The organism is Pullulanibacillus sp. KACC 23026, assembly GCF_029094525.1.
In the GTDB taxonomy this organism is placed as follows: domain Bacteria; phylum Bacillota; class Bacilli; order Bacillales; family Sporolactobacillaceae; genus KACC-23026.
Window position 1 is genome coordinate 2,472,400 of the sequence record NZ_CP119107.1, and the last position, 14,267, is coordinate 2,486,666.

At 40.3% G+C, this 14,267-nt stretch carries 19 protein-coding genes; 7 read left to right on the top strand and 12 right to left on the bottom strand.

The features are described 5' to 3' along the window. Window positions 1–124: 124 nt before the first annotated feature. Both PU629_RS11500 and PU629_RS11505 read right to left on the bottom strand, forming a co-directional pair. The gene (locus PU629_RS11500) at window positions 125–592 is read right to left on the bottom strand and encodes a MarR family transcriptional regulator (RefSeq protein WP_275280212.1); all 468 of its coding nucleotides are present in this window, start codon (window positions 590–592) and stop codon (window positions 125–127) included. 205 nt (window positions 593–797) lie between these two features. Then, window positions 798–1,922 (bottom strand): FUSC family protein, encoded by a 1,125-nt coding sequence (locus PU629_RS11505; protein WP_275280213.1) that lies wholly within the window; start codon window positions 1,920–1,922, stop codon window positions 798–800. A gap of 270 nt (window positions 1,923–2,192) precedes the next feature. Here PU629_RS11505 and PU629_RS11510 point away from each other — a divergent pair, with 270 nt between their 5' ends. Continuing rightward, window positions 2,193–2,483 (top strand): hypothetical protein, encoded by a 291-nt coding sequence (locus PU629_RS11510; RefSeq protein ID WP_275284406.1) that lies wholly within the window; start codon window positions 2,193–2,195, stop codon window positions 2,481–2,483. Window positions 2,484–2,587: 104 nt separating this feature from the next. On the opposite strand, the gene PU629_RS11515 is transcribed toward PU629_RS11510, so the two are convergent. The 5 genes from PU629_RS11515 to PU629_RS11535 all read right to left on the bottom strand — a co-directional run bounded on the left by PU629_RS11515 (window position 2,588) and on the right by PU629_RS11535 (window position 5,580). After that, window positions 2,588–2,788 (bottom strand): cold-shock protein, encoded by a 201-nt coding sequence (locus PU629_RS11515; RefSeq protein ID WP_275280214.1) that lies wholly within the window; start codon window positions 2,786–2,788, stop codon window positions 2,588–2,590. Window positions 2,789–3,009: 221 nt separating this feature from the next. Next, on the bottom strand, window positions 3,010–3,414 hold the full coding sequence (locus tag PU629_RS11520; protein WP_275280215.1) for a MaoC/PaaZ C-terminal domain-containing protein: 405 nt from the start codon (window positions 3,412–3,414) through the stop codon (window positions 3,010–3,012). Further along, entirely contained in the window at window positions 3,411–3,860 is a 450-nt protein-coding gene (locus PU629_RS11525; RefSeq protein WP_275280216.1) for a MaoC family dehydratase N-terminal domain-containing protein, read from the bottom strand. The genes PU629_RS11520 and PU629_RS11525 overlap by 4 nt, the downstream gene beginning before the upstream one ends. A 19-nt stretch (window positions 3,861–3,879) precedes the next feature. After that, window positions 3,880–4,644, bottom strand: a complete 765-nt coding sequence (locus PU629_RS11530) for a beta-ketoacyl-ACP reductase (RefSeq protein WP_275280217.1) — start codon at window positions 4,642–4,644, stop codon at window positions 3,880–3,882. A 228-nt stretch (window positions 4,645–4,872) separates the two neighbouring features. Further along, a complete protein-coding gene (locus PU629_RS11535) occupies window positions 4,873–5,580 on the bottom strand; it encodes a hypothetical protein (RefSeq protein WP_275280218.1) in 708 nt (235 codons plus the stop codon). Between the two features lie 231 nt (window positions 5,581–5,811). On the opposite strand from PU629_RS11535, the gene cax reads away from it, so the two are divergent. Continuing rightward, window positions 5,812–6,861 (top strand): calcium/proton exchanger, encoded by a 1,050-nt coding sequence (cax, locus tag PU629_RS11540; RefSeq protein WP_275280219.1) that lies wholly within the window; start codon window positions 5,812–5,814, stop codon window positions 6,859–6,861. On the opposite strand, the gene PU629_RS11545 is transcribed toward cax, so the two are convergent. Beyond that, a complete protein-coding gene (locus PU629_RS11545; RefSeq protein ID WP_275280220.1) occupies window positions 6,862–7,188 on the bottom strand; it encodes a CHY zinc finger protein in 327 nt (108 codons plus the stop codon). A gap of 179 nt (window positions 7,189–7,367) precedes the next feature. Here PU629_RS11545 and PU629_RS11550 point away from each other — a divergent pair, with 179 nt between their 5' ends. Together PU629_RS11550 and PU629_RS11555 are read left to right on the top strand one after the other, a co-directional pair. After that, complete coding sequence (locus tag PU629_RS11550) at window positions 7,368–7,844, top strand: YndM family protein (protein WP_275280221.1); 477 nt, start codon at window positions 7,368–7,370, stop codon at window positions 7,842–7,844. A gap of 94 nt (window positions 7,845–7,938) precedes the next feature. Next, window positions 7,939–8,766, top strand: coding sequence for a CAP domain-containing protein (locus PU629_RS11555; protein WP_275280222.1), 828 nt, complete (start codon window positions 7,939–7,941; stop codon window positions 8,764–8,766). Window positions 8,767–8,827: 61 nt separating this feature from the next. On the opposite strand, the gene PU629_RS11560 is transcribed toward PU629_RS11555, so the two are convergent. The 3 genes from PU629_RS11560 to PU629_RS11570 all read right to left on the bottom strand — a co-directional run bounded on the left by PU629_RS11560 (window position 8,828) and on the right by PU629_RS11570 (window position 11,372). Continuing rightward, window positions 8,828–9,895 (bottom strand): DUF3900 domain-containing protein, encoded by a 1,068-nt coding sequence (locus PU629_RS11560; RefSeq protein ID WP_275280223.1) that lies wholly within the window; start codon window positions 9,893–9,895, stop codon window positions 8,828–8,830. 73 nt (window positions 9,896–9,968) lie between these two features. After that, on the bottom strand, window positions 9,969–10,946 hold the full coding sequence (locus PU629_RS11565; protein ID WP_275280224.1) for a ring-cleaving dioxygenase: 978 nt from the start codon (window positions 10,944–10,946) through the stop codon (window positions 9,969–9,971). A gap of 120 nt (window positions 10,947–11,066) precedes the next feature. Further along, window positions 11,067–11,372, bottom strand: coding sequence for an iron-sulfur cluster assembly accessory protein (locus PU629_RS11570; protein ID WP_275280225.1), 306 nt, complete (start codon window positions 11,370–11,372; stop codon window positions 11,067–11,069). 203 nt (window positions 11,373–11,575) lie between these two features. Between PU629_RS11570 and PU629_RS11575 the strand changes: the two genes are divergently transcribed. From PU629_RS11575 to msrA, 3 genes are all read left to right on the top strand, one after another. After that, window positions 11,576–12,370: a polysaccharide deacetylase family protein gene (locus PU629_RS11575; protein ID WP_275280226.1), complete on the top strand. Its 795-nt coding sequence runs from the start codon at window positions 11,576–11,578 to the stop codon at window positions 12,368–12,370. Between the two features lie 98 nt (window positions 12,371–12,468). Further along, window positions 12,469–12,732 (top strand): hypothetical protein, encoded by a 264-nt coding sequence (locus PU629_RS11580; protein WP_275280227.1) that lies wholly within the window; start codon window positions 12,469–12,471, stop codon window positions 12,730–12,732. A 92-nt stretch (window positions 12,733–12,824) separates the two neighbouring features. After that, complete coding sequence (gene msrA, locus PU629_RS11585; protein WP_275280228.1) at window positions 12,825–13,355, top strand: peptide-methionine (S)-S-oxide reductase MsrA; 531 nt, start codon at window positions 12,825–12,827, stop codon at window positions 13,353–13,355. A 57-nt stretch (window positions 13,356–13,412) separates the two neighbouring features. Here msrA and PU629_RS11590 read toward each other — a convergent pair whose 3' ends face one another. After that, window positions 13,413–14,186, bottom strand: a complete 774-nt coding sequence (locus PU629_RS11590) for an ABC transporter ATP-binding protein (protein ID WP_343076280.1) — start codon at window positions 14,184–14,186, stop codon at window positions 13,413–13,415. Window positions 14,187–14,267 lie beyond the last annotated feature (81 nt).

Below are 14,267 nucleotides of genomic sequence, written 5' to 3' on the forward strand. Positions count from 1 at the left end.
GTCAACAAAATCGTAACACCGTTTTGTTTCTATGTCAACAAAATAAATCGAATAAAAAAGACAGATCTATCTCTTCTTTAGAGGTGATCTGTCTGTTGCTTAGTACGTGGTAAGTTCATCTGATTTAATTATTCATAAACCCTTGTTTTTTTATTTCTGCATCTAAATGCTTGCTGTATGTTTCTAAAAAGTTAAGCATTGAGTCAAATTGTTCCTCGGTCACTTGTTCGAATACAACTTTGTCCCGCTCTTCAAACTCCTTGTGTAGTTGCTCGTGGATTTTATAAATGACTTTCCCTTGCTCCGTAAGCCTAAAATAGATTTCCTTCTGGTTATCCGGCCTCTGGTAGTCTTCTATAAGGCCTTTTTTTATAAGTCTCTTAGTTAATTTACTTATAGCGCCTCTCGTCATATAAAGAGATTCCGCCAGTTTTGTTACATTGGGATCCTTATTTTTTTCAATCGCTTCGATACAATGGACTTCAGAGGCCTTATAACCTCTAAGATGTTCTTCCATCTTAGGCTTATTTAGCCAAGCTATCTTGTTAAATAAGTCCCTAAAACTTATTAATAGCTGTTCTTCTTTGTTCATGGCCTATCCCCTTCACCAATGATACACTAACAACATTATAGCATTTGTTGTTTCTGTTTCAACAATATGAGAAGGATACGCAAGCCAACCAAAATCTAGATGAGTCTTTGAAAAGTCAAGGTTTCAAGCAAATGGACAGCATAACAAATCGCATTCTTAAAGATCCGGATTATGAAAACCAATGAGTAAACAGGTGAGTCGGACTTCATTTGACGATTCGATTCACTTTCATTTGTAGTGATAGACGATTGTTTTTAGTAGTATCTAATCTTGACAATAATTGGATCGTGTCATTCTGTATGGCATATGCCCAACGATAGTCCTTAAACGATGTCGGTTGAATAAAATCTGTTTCCCATTTTGTGCAGGTCTCTTCTAAATCAGTTGAGTTGGTCGTTTCATTATTAGACATCCAACTCTTATAATTATGAGCAATATCCAGCATCCGCCTTGCCCAAAGATGCTTCTGTTCCGCAGAAATTTCACTGTAATTATTCCATTCTATAAGTGTTTCAATGATATTAATTAATCGTGTATAGCCATGTTCAAGAAATTTTAGTTGATCCTGGACATCCTTTAACCGTTGATGGCTCTTCATGGTGAAGGGATGGAAGCGGAGACTTTTTTCTGCCTTTTGATAAGAATTGATCGTTTGATTTAATTCCTTTAACAGGCCGATTGCTTGTTGGTGAAGGTACTCCCCTTCTTGAAGAATAAAAGCAGACTTTAACCAGTTTCCAACATTCTGAAATCCCTCGGTTAAATGTTTGGAGAATTGATCGGTCTCTTTGATCGCTTGTTTCGTTAAATCAGGCGGAAAGATCAGCATATTTATCAATACGGCGAGAATACAGCCGATTAGTGTATCCCGCACACGGTCCAATCCATAACTCGGATGACTTTCAAACGATAGAACGAGCAACATGCTAAGCGCCACTTGATTCATCATGATCTTACTGAAACCAAGCAAAGCGATAATGGTAGAGGCAATTAATATGGATAAGGCGATACTCCAGGCTGACAGTCCGATATAAGGAATAAATAAGGCCGTTATTATAACACCTGCTAGTGTGCCTAACGTCCTTTGCAGTCCATAGATAATCGATTGATCAACCGTCACTTGTAATGTGAGAATGACAGAAAGCGGAGCCAGATAGGGATGCGTGGAGCCCGCCCATTTTGCGATTTGCCATGAAAGACCGGCTCCAAGCGCTAATTTCCAAGCTAGAGTTGTATCATAAAAAAATTGCGAGTAAGATTTTGGCATGATAAGGAGTGATCCTTTCCCTTTACCTTTTCCCTTTATCATCCCCATAATTTCAAAGATCAAACACCAACCGCCTCACTCAAACCTCATCTTTTCTGCACTTCAATCGTTGTGTCAATAGAGTTCTTTATAGACAAATCAGGTACGCCTAGATGATGATACCTTGCTCGTTTTCGCAAAAAAACGTTCTCTCGATGACTAACAGGTAAGTCCGCTAACCTGATATAATAGAATAATTCTTAAAGCAATAGCTTTTAAAATGTCTGGAGGCCGATTCATTTGTCTAACGAACTTGAACAATCCATCATCCAAGCCTATAAACGAGATGAACAGATGATGATCCTTGTCTTTTCTCAGTGGTGCATTAATCATGATCTCGATCCTTTTGATCTCTACCAGAAAGCTTACCCAAACCAAGTGATTGGAGACAGGTCTCTTCAAGCAGACAGTCATTCTTCTGCGGCCAGTCCCCTCCATGATGCACTAGCCCTTACTGTTCCTAAAGAAGAGGCAGGAGAAATCAGCCTAGATACGGTTTTAAATGTTCTAGCGTTATACGGGAACGATGACTTAGCTTGTGTCGTGGCAGAAGCAGCGGACCAACTAAAAGAAACTAAACGCTAGATGTGAAGTTAAACGTTTCGCAATAGTGGAGTTTACCTAAAAAAAGAATATAAAAAGGCTAACCCATAAGGATTAGCCTTTTATTATTCTTTTGTTAAAAAGAATTAGCCTTTAACAACGTTAGCAGCTTGTGGTCCGCGTTGACCTTGCTCTACGTCGAAAGTTACTTCTTGACCTTCGTCAAGAGTTTTGAAGCCTTCGCCTTGGATTGCGGAGAAGTGTACGAATACGTCGTCTCCACCTTCAACTTCGATGAAACCGAAACCTTTTTCTGCGTTAAACCATTTTACTTTACCTTGAGCCATTTTATTTCCTCCTGCGTGGATCAACCACTTTTATTACTATTACTGTCCATTGAATGTTCCAAGGAGAAAACCATTAAACAAAATTTGTAACGATTCTTCTTTGTAAACACCGAACAACAATAATTTATTAAATTATAACATGTCACCCATAATTTTGGCAACGCTAATATTAAAAATAAATATAGACTTTTCTGTTTTCAAAGATCCCATGTTCATTTTGTTTACTCGATACAAGTAAAAACGAGTTTACCTTTAATAATCGTCTTGCCTTCTTGATTGGTCGTCACCACATCAAAGGTTAAATCTTCACCATCGATCTTGGAAAGCGTTGCCTCAAGTGTCAATCGATCGCCTAAGAAGACCATATGACGAAAACGTACGGAATAATCCTTTACAAACCCACTGTCATAATAAGGTGAGAAAAGCTTTGCAAGATTACCCATTGTCCACATACCATGAGCAATGATTCCTGGCAGTCCTGCTTTTTTGGCCTCTTCGTCAATCGTGTGAATGGGATTGAAGTCGCCTGAAGCCCCAGCGTATTTAATGAGATCTAAACGAGAAACTGGTTCAAGTTCAATAGGCGGTAAAGCATCTCCGATTGAAAGTTCCTTTAAACCTGTCATACGCCCATCCCCTTTTTAACGGCTTCACTAATAATGATGACTTGCTCATCGGTAAAAATGAGCTCACCAAGAGGCGATTCGCCCACTCGTTTAATCACTAGAAAGCCCATTTCTCCAAAATTCCCTTTTCTCTCATAATAATTAATGACTTCTTGATAACAATAAATCGTTTCTCCCACAAGGAGCGGCTGCTCATAATGGAAGCTCTGTTCGCCATGAATCAACCCTTTTTCCGGTAAAGGCATCTCTTCAATAACTCCATAATCAAAGGTCCTTGGAAAGGTTGGCGGAGCTATGTTGACACCATATTTAGAGCGTATTCCTGCTTCCTCATCCACAAAAAGAGGATGAGGATCACCGATGGCCTCCGCAAATTTTTTAACAGCTCCGCGCTCAACCGTGTTTTTCACCTTATTAGAACGTTTGCCAACGATCTCGTTAAACATCTAACTCACCTCACCCGCATTAATTCTTCGGCCCGCCTGCGACATATAAGACCTGGCCGCTGACAAATGAAGAACGTTCGTCAGCAAAAAAGGCGACAGCATTAGCAATATCACTTGGCTGACCCGAACGGCCGACCGGAATTTGAGCGACGCTTGCATCGATCAATTGTTCAAAAGTGATGCCGATTCTTTCAGCTGTGTTACGCGTCATCTCTGTCTCAATAAAGCCTGGAGCTACTGAGTTGGCGGTAATGCCAAACTTTCCCAACTCGATGGCCAGCGTTTTTGTGAAGCCTTGTAAGCCAGCCTTCGCAGTTGCATAATTGGCCTGACCGCGGTTACCAAGAGCAGACGTTGACGAGATGTTAATGATTCGTCCATATTTTTGTTTGACCATATGTCTTTGCGCTGCACGTGCCGCATTAAAGGACCCCTTAAGATGCACATTCATAACGGTATCCCAATCATCATCGGTCATTTTAAAGAGCAGATTATCTCGAATGACACCTGCATTATTTACTAAGATATCAATTGACCCAAAAGCTTCTGCCGCTTCGTTAACCGCTTGTTCAACTTCATCAAAACTCGCGACATCCGCCACCTTTGAAAATACCTCATATCCTTGTTCGCGTAATTCATTTGTTGATTCAGAGAGTGCTTTTTCATTAATGTCAATAAAAGCAATTTTTGCGCCTTCTTCTGCAAAACGGTCTACAATAGCTCGACCTATTCCGCGACTTCCCCCAGTAACAAACGCAACTCTTCCATCGAATCTTCCCGACATTTTATAAGCCTCCTCTAAAAAGTACTTCAGTTAATTGTAAATGAATGTCCCATCATCCCCTTTAATTATAATGTAAACGCTGACACTTTAAAAGAATCCGAAAATAAATACACCTAAATAGCCGAGTACTTAAATAAACTCAAGGCAATCCATACTTAGTTTCAAACATTTTTGGATAAAAAAAAACGGGTCACTAAAAATCAGCGACCCATAACAATCACTCTTTTTTTATAAATGCGTGTCACTTATAAACTGACAAAAGGGATAAATCGCCGGGAGGAGTTCGCCAAATGACGTACGTAAAAAATGGCTAAAGGAAGTCGAGGATGATTGTTTAAAATGAGCATAAATTAAATCAGTTAGAGGTAATACAGAGGATTCTGAAATGCGAAGGAAGTTAAAGATAGGACTGTATGTACCATCGCCAAATGGGATCAAGAGCCCTATCAAAAGATCACCTTGTTCTGGATATTGAAAGTTCTCGTTATAAACAATCACTGACTTTTGGTCACCATTTACTAAGTCATAGACAATGACGTCGTTCTCACTGACAACATGTACAACTTTATAAATCCCCGGATGTAAATAATTCCAATTGAAAATGACTTGAAGCAGTGTTTCATCGTAGCGAAAACGTCGCCAGTTCTTCTCGACAAAGGATTGGTAAATCGTCGCCTGATGATAATCTTGGATGTCGCAGAAAACCACCCACCAAAATAAATGATGTTTCATTTCTAACTTCAGATCAGGGTCTCTTAAATTAGGTAAGTCCTGCATCAATTGTTCGAAATGATGAATAATGGTCCCATCATAATGGTAAATAGCAAAAGTCATGATGTCATTGACGATCGAAAATACCTCTCCTTTTCGTTCTTCCGGAAAAGGCCCTTCTCTCATAAAAGACAAGTGGACAAGTCGTTTTTCCAAATCTTCCATACTTCTTACACCTTCCTTTATAGAATTTTCTGTTTCCCTATACTATTTCGCTACTTCTAATGAAAACCCTTCCTAAAATCGCTAATTTTTGACATTATTTTCACACGGTTTTTAGTTTCAGTATTTTTATTCAGGACTTCTCTCCGTTAAAACTTCTTTTTTACAATGCATAACAAATGCTTTTGAAGGTGAGTCTAACGGGTGACTTTCTTTTTCGTTGGGAGGACATGTATGAATACATTTTTCAGGGGAATCGCCCTTATAGGGGTGCCGGTATCTATAATAGGTGAACTTTTACATATGAACGAGATCCTCCAATTTTTCATTTACTGTGTCACACTTATTGGCCTTGCCAATGAAATACGCCGGTCAACGGAAAGCCTGGCCTTCATTGTCGGGCCAACTTTAGGCGGTTTATTAAATGCTACCTTTGGCAATGCAGCAGAAATTATTATTTCTTTTTTCGCTCTCAGAGAAGGGCTGAACACGGTTGTGATTTCTTCTATTACGGGAGTCGTGCTCGTGAATTTACTTTTTGCAGGTGGAATTTCAATCTTAATTGGCGGTTTGAAATTCAAAGAACAAAAGTTTAGCTTGTTCAAAGCTAGACACAACACAGGCATTTTGTTATTTGCACTAGCTGTCTCCTTTGTTCTTCCTTACATTTTCTCCTTTCGTCTCAATGAAGCGAAAATGCAAGTATTATCCACTGCTTTCTCGATTGTCATGATCATTATTTATCTACTAGCCTTAATGTTTCGTCTGGTCACTCATAAAGGAATTTTCAAAGGGGTTACGGAGTTTAACGAAGAAGAGGAAGAAGCCGAATGGGGAGCTGGAAAATCTCTCTTGGTTCTGGCTGTAGCAACCGTCCTTCTCGCCTATATTAGTGAAAACTTAGTGGGGGTTATTGAACCGATTGGTAAGGCGTTTGGCTGGAGTGAGGTTTTTATTGGCATCATTGTGATTGCGATCGTTGGGAGTGCCTCTGAGTATGTATCCGCTATATCCATGGCGCTTAAGAATAAAATGGATCTCATGATGGAAGTTTCCATCGGTTCTACGGTTCAAACCGCCATGTTCGTCGGACCCGTTCTAGTCTTATTATCATGGATGTTTACGTTTCTGCCATTAGTCTTTAATTTGACTGAGCTCATCACAATGATTGTCGGTGTTTTCATTACGATCACAATCGTCAATGACGGTGAGTCCAATTGGTTCGAAGGGGCGGTCCTATTAGCGACTTACATTGCCATGGCTTTTGGTTTTTACCTGCTATGATTATTTAAAATACAAATGATAATGCAATTGGCAGTTCGGATTGAACGATGACTGACAAGTCGGGCATCTCGACCCGCTGTTCAGATAAGCTTCGATGGTAAGCTCCTCGCCGCAGTGACCGCAAAGAATCGCCTTAACATGGCGCTCATCGACTTGCCATTGTTCAGCCGGATGATCCGCACAAGCCTCATGACATAAATAACAAGGGTAATACGTCTCACAACACTTAAATTTTATCGCAATAATATCTTTTTCCGTGTGGTAGTGACTGCATCTAGTTTCAGAATCGACGCCAACGCCCACCACATTCATAGATTTAACATTCATGTGCATGCTCCATTCTCAAGGCTTACTGATCTTTTAAGTGTACACCCTCCTGCTCCCACTTTCAAATCTGGGGACAGTCCTCAACACGCCGTATTTCATTCAGTGGAGGCCTGTCCTCCCCATTGAGTATGAAATGGGGTGAAGTTACCCATAATGTGAGCACAAGGAGGAATCCATTCATGAAGTCTCTGATGATCATGCTCTTAAAATTAGTCGTCTGTTTAATTGCTTTCACTGTTGGATTGGACTTATTTTTCCGAGCCACAATAACTGAAATTGTGTCATTTAGCATCCTTGTTACTATCGTCTCTTATTTAATTGGCGACCGAATTTTGTTGCCAATTTTCGGCAATGCAACGGCCACCATCATTGATTTTTTTATCGCTTATGGAGTCGTTTGGTTATTCGGGGGTCTCGTCCTTAATAGCTACCTCCAAATCGCTTGGGGAAGCGTGATTTCTGCAGTCATCATTACGGTAGGTGAAGTGTTTCTGCACTATTACCTCTTATCCAATGCTGAACGCTTGCGATTAGAACAAAGCACGCGATGGAACGGGGATCACGTTAGAGGTACCGAGCAGAAAATGACTTATATGATGGAATTTGCTGAAGAAAATGAGGAGAATAATCCTTACAAAGATAAAAATAACGAATAAAACAACATCCTTTCCTTTTATTCCCTGACTTTATTGAGGAAGGAATTGGGATACTATCTAATGACTTTAATTTGTTTTTTAAAGGAGTTAGATTATGAAAAAAGGGATTCTTTCGATCACGCTCCTGTCCTTCACTCTTTTTTCAATCAGTGGCTGCGGAGCACAACCATTAGGCAACCGAAATGTCGGCCAGCATAACACAAAGGATGTCATCTATACCAAACATGGAAAAATTTCTGGTAAAGCCTTAACAGGACCGGATTCAGTTAGCGATTTAACGAGTCAACATCCATTTTCATGGTCTCAGTCGTTGGGAAGTCTGCATCATGTCTATAATTCACCTACGAATTATGTTGAGCAACCTAATAACTCGCCTGATACCCTTCCCAAGGAACCGAATGACCAGACGAATCCAACCAAGTATAATGTGGCACCAACACCAAACAAGCAAAGTGATGGAGACATTACCAACGTTCCAAACACTAATACAAAATCAAGTTCTTCACAGAAAAATATACCAAAGACAAATACCACGATTAATCAAATGGATGCTCTCGCCAAGCAAGTGATTCAAATTGTCAATAAAACAAGACAAGATAAAGGCTTGCCGGCCCTAAAAACGGATCCAGAGCTAGTTAAAATGGCGAATTTAAAAGCCCAGGATATGCTAGCGCACGATTACTTTTCACATACAAGCCCTACTTATGGCTCACCGTTTGATATGATGAACAAGCTAGGCATCACCTATCAATCGGCTGGAGAAAACATTGCTGAAGGTCAATCAAGTGCAACTAAAGTGATGACCGATTGGATGAACAGCCCAGGACACAGAGCGAATATTTTAAGTAAGGATTATACCTATATAGGTGTCGGGCATACAACCAATAAAGGGATTTGGGTTCAAGAATTTATCAAAAAATAAGTGATGAGGACAGATCTCTGCTCAAACGTTTAAAAGAGGTCTGTCCCTTATTAAGTCTAATTTAGCGGTGCTTTCTCATGATCCTCTCAACAACGGTCTCGAAATCATCTGGTTTTAAAAATTCAACAGGTGAATAACCGCCTTTATTAAAAATAATGGAATCGCTCTCGATCACAAGCACATAGCGCCCATTGACTTTAGAAAAATGGATCTGATCACCAAAATCTGACAATAATCCCTTCACAAAAATATGATCCATATTGACCTTTAATTCAAGGTCAGGCGTTTGTTCAACAAAATGAGAGGCCGCTTCCTGAACTTGTTCAGTCGTTAATGTTTCCTTGATCGACCGTTCCGGCTGCTCTCCCCAGTTTTCCATCATGGCTTCATATTGAGTGCGTTCCTCACTGTTCTCCTCATAATTTTGCTGAATATGCTCCATCACCATCTCTTGAACCTGTTCTCTTACAATTTGTGGCATAGAGGCCTCATACTCCACATACTTAAGAAAGTCTTCAAAGTAACGCGCATGGGAAGCTTGATGAATTTTAAGTTCGGCTTCTTCAAGCATGCCTTCCTCCGGCATATAAGGATATTGAATGGATTTCATATTTTTCGTCGTGATAGCTCGGTCCACATTTTGAATCAGTGTGGCTTCGTCTGTTATAGTAGCTACCTTTTGCTCATAATCACATTTCATGATAAAAACAAAGGGTTCATCAAAATAGCGAGTTAATTTTGCCAAGGCGACAATAAAGACTCCTCCCCGAACGGCTGCTGTATCGAGATAGAGTCGAACAAGTTGTTCCGCTTGTTGTTGAAAGTTTTCGGCTGACTCAGCCTGCCTAATTCGCTGAAATTGATTGTAATTGGGGTTTGACGTAAGGTCATGGTTTGGTTCGACAATAAACCGACCGATTTTTGTTGGCACTTGATCTTGCTTAGGATGCCTCTCGACTTTTCGCTTTGAGATCTTTAACAATTCTCCGTCTAAAAAAGTCTTAAGAGCATGATCTTCATAAGTACTCTCATCTAGAGTCTGAAAAAGCCGATAAGACTTATCAGCCATGTCTCCCTTGCCCTCTACCTGAACCACAAAAAAGGATAAATATTGAATGTCAAAATCCATACTGCTGACTTCCTTTCTAAGACAAAAAGTGGCGGTGGGCTGCCCATAGCCCGCTGCCACTTCTCTATTCATTTTAAGAACGTGTCGTTTTTAAAGGCTTTAAATTCGCTTCTATCTCCTCGCGTTGATCCTCAAAATAAGGAGGCAATGCGAGCTTTTCACCTAAATGCTCAAAATCTTCGTCCCCTTCAAAGCCAGGACCATCTGTAGCGAGTTCAAAGAGAATCCCATTCGGTTCTCTGAAATAAAGCGATTTGAAATAATAACGTTCTACAAACCCAGAGTTAGGCAATCGATATTGGGTGATAGGATCAATCCATTTCCTAAGCTCTTCTTCACTTTCCACACGAAAGGCAACATGATGGACACTGCCTCGACCGGGACGTTCTTTTGGAAGCTCGGAATTTTCGAGGAGATGAACTTCAGCTCCACTCCCGCCCTCTCCTACTTCATATACTGTTACAGTTTGTCCATCCTGTATAAACGTTCGCGTTTCGCGAAAACCCATAACATCCATTAATACAGAAGCAGTAAGCTTCTTATCGGCCACGGTCAATTGAGCAGGGCCTAGTCCGTAAATGCCATATTCAACGGGTACAGGGGACTTCTCCCAAGGCTTCCCGCCTGCAACGCCATGGTTATTCTCATCGGATACAAGAATCAGCCTTTGGTCCTCAAAATCACGAAACGCTAGAGAAGCACGTCCAGATTCAGTGGAAATCGGATCGTGATCCACTCCATAGGCTTCAAACCGTTTTTTCCAAAAGTTTAACGCTTTGTCACTCGGAACTCTTAGTGAGGTCGCTGAAATACTGTTTGTTCCTGGATAAGTGTGCCCGGCAAAAGGAATCTCAAAAAAGGTTAAGTCAGTCCCAGGATTCCCTCGTTCATCCGCATAAAACAAATGATAAACAGATGTATCATCTTGATTCACTGACTTTTTAACAAGGCGCATGCCTAAAATTTCCGTATAGAATTTAAAATTATCTACTGCCCGTGCTGTAATGGCCGAAACATGATGCAAACCTTTTAGTGACTTTAATGCTGTCAAAGGTTTTCCACCTCGACTTTCTCGAAAATAAAATATAGTTTTAGCCTTATTTTAACTTACTAGTCGTAAGAACAAAAGAAAATAAAAAAGCGAGCCTTCAAAAAGCTCGCTTCCCGTTTTTTAATGAAAATGATTATGAAGTCCTTTTGAAGGATTAACAATTTGGAAGCCTTCTTGAGGGACATAGAAAAACTGAATCCATACGCCATCTAAAAGTTCTTCACGTGTATCTAACAGGACATCGACACCTTTATCCGTGTGCACGATCTCATCATGCTCTGTTGGCGTTCCGAACGTTAGAGCGTAATGGGCATGATCACCATGTCGCTCGGTGACCACAACACGGATCATCTGTCCTTGAGCTTCTTCACTTTCAAGCATTTCCTTCATCACTTTTGCCGCATTTCGATTAACTTTGCATTTCATGGGTCATTCTCCTCATTTTTCAAGGTTGTCCTCTATTATCTCACATTTTGATTCATAAATCCTGTTTCTTGCTTTTTAAATTTCATGATGGAACGGTTTTATACATTGGTAATAGTTTTTCATTATCTTTGGCCAAATAAAACATAATTCGTTCTAGTCTGACTCACTATATAAAGACAACCATTTAATTAGGGGACTTGAAAATGAGAACACATTATACTTGGTTATTCATGATTGTCGTTACATTTGTCATTAGCTTCTGGCTCAGTTTATTTAATCCAGCCCTCGCCTTCATCCCTGACCGTTCCTACTATGAAAAACGAGGGGATATTGTTTGGGAAGTTCCGACCGAGAAAAAATGGATCGCTCTCACTTTTGATGATGGGCCTGACCCAACGTATACACCCGAAATTCTTGATATCCTAAAGGAGTATCACGCCAAAGCAACCTTTTTTGTAATAGGTAAACACATTTTAGAACATCCGAATTTGGTTCAACGAGAAGTGATGGAAGGGCATGATATTGAAAACCATACTTTCTCTCATATTAGACTTCAACAAATGACCAACGAGACATTTCTAAAAGATATTAAAATGGCCGATAAAACCATCGATCAATTTCAGCCCTATAGGGTCAAATTGTTCAGACCTCCGGGCGGTGCTCTAAATTTAAATGAAGACATTATTGAGGCTTTAAAAGAAAATCATATGGAAATTGTACTTTGGTCATGGCATCAAGATACAAACGATTGGAAACGCCCCGGTGCTTCACGAATTGCGCAGCATGTCATAAAGAATGCACACAATGGCGATATTGTGATCCTGCATGATGCAGGAGGGGACCGCTCCCAAACAGTCAATGCGTTAAAACAAATCTTGCCTGAGCTAGAAAAACAAGGCTATCAGTTTGTGACCGTTTCCAATTTATTAAGGACCTGCCCCAAATATCAATTCCTCTTTCAACAAGAAAACCCATTAAGCCCCGCCCCCTCCAAATGAGTGACCATTAAAGATGGTTCGTCTTTCGAACCATCTCCTCTTTCACCTATCCATAATCTGCTGTATAATAACCAAAAATACAATAGGAAGTGATAACGATGGCAAAGAGCAAAGCAAAAAAATATCGGGATAAACGCAAACGGGAAGGTTTTCGTCACCCAGAATTAAGCCGGGCAAGCTGGAGAGAACTGAATCCTGTGACACGCAAAACCCCAACCAAATTAGAAGCCATGCAAAAACAAGAAACTAAATATAAAAGACGATTGGACCGCACGGAAAGTGATGATTCAATCGTCTTTTTATATATTTCAAAATCTGTTAACACTTCGGAGTCACGGCTGGATCTTGACCTACTAATTTGAGGTTCAAAAAATTGCTGTCTAAATAAGGTTATGATAGTGTTGATTTTATGCGGATGACAGAATCGAAGTTGATTTAGAGGAGGAATTGATTTATGAGTTCTCACCATGAAAAAGCCACATTCGCCGGAGGCTGTTTTTGGTGTATGGTTAAACCTTTTGACCAGATGCCAGGTATTATTAAAATTGAATCGGGCTATTCTGGAGGACATGTGGAAAATCCGACCTACAAACAAGTAAAAACAGGTACAACAGGTCATTATGAAGTCGTTCAAATCACCTTTGAACCCGCTCTCTTTCCCTATCAGCAGTTATTAGATTTATATTGGCCTCAAATTGATCCAACCGATGATGGCGGCCAATTTTTTGATAGAGGTCCTCAGTACCGTACAGCTATTTTTTATCATAATGACAGACAGCGTCAATTAGCTGAACAGTCCAAGAAAGCGCTTGAAGAAAGCGGCCGTTTCAAGAAACCGATCGCAACCGTTATTCTGCCAGCAGCTCCTTTCTATGAAGCTGAAGAAGAGCACCAAGAATTTTATAAGAAAAATCCAGAAAAATATAAGCAGGAACGCGTTGAATCAGGGCGTGATGCGTTTATACAAGAAAACTGGGAAAACTAATTTTTTTTAGAAAACGTCGATTGGCAAATGAGAGCCATCGACGTTTTTTTTGTTTGATTAAACAAGGGAGAGCCACTTACGTTTGCGCCGCTCCTCTAATTGAAGTGACGTTCCAAAGAATTTCGAAAGGGTAGCACTTGTCATCACCTCATCGGTTTGACCTTTTTGGAACACCTCACCCGCTTTTAATAATAAAGTATGGCTAAAACAAGGGAGGATCTCTTCAACATGATGTGTGACATAGATCAATGTTGGTCCTCCCTCTTTTTCCGCCACCTTTTGAATCATTAAGAGAAGCTGCTCGCGTGCAAACAGGTCTAGTCCTGTGCACGGCTCATCGAGAATAAGGAGATCTGGCTCTGCCATTAAGGCTCGTACAATTAATACCTTTTGCTTTTCTCCCTGTGAAAGCGTATTGTAATTCCGTTCGATAAATTCTTCGCATCCAAATTCAGTTAACAACTGTACCGCTTTGGCAATGGTATCCTCAGAAGGCTCTTCATACAGACCAATTGACGCATAAACGCCGCTTAGCGCTATCTGTAAGGGGTTATTAGTGGGGGGCATCTTCTCTTGCAAGGAGTTACTCACCCAGCCTATTTTCTTTCTTAAATCACCAAGATCACAAGTACCGAAACGGTTGCCTAATACAGAGATCGTCCCTTCTGTTGGCCATATATACCCGTTTAAAATATTCAACAATGTTGTTTTGCCTGAGCCATTCAGTCCCAATAAGCTCCAGTGCTCTCCTTTATTAATGGTCCAGTTCACATCTTTTAACAGATAGGACCCATTTCGTCTTAAAGATAGATTTGAAGCTTCCAAAATCAATGTATCTCTCCCCTTTATCTCCCGGAAATGTAACGCAATATCGGACGTGCTTTGTTCATTATATCAAAATAATCTGATAAG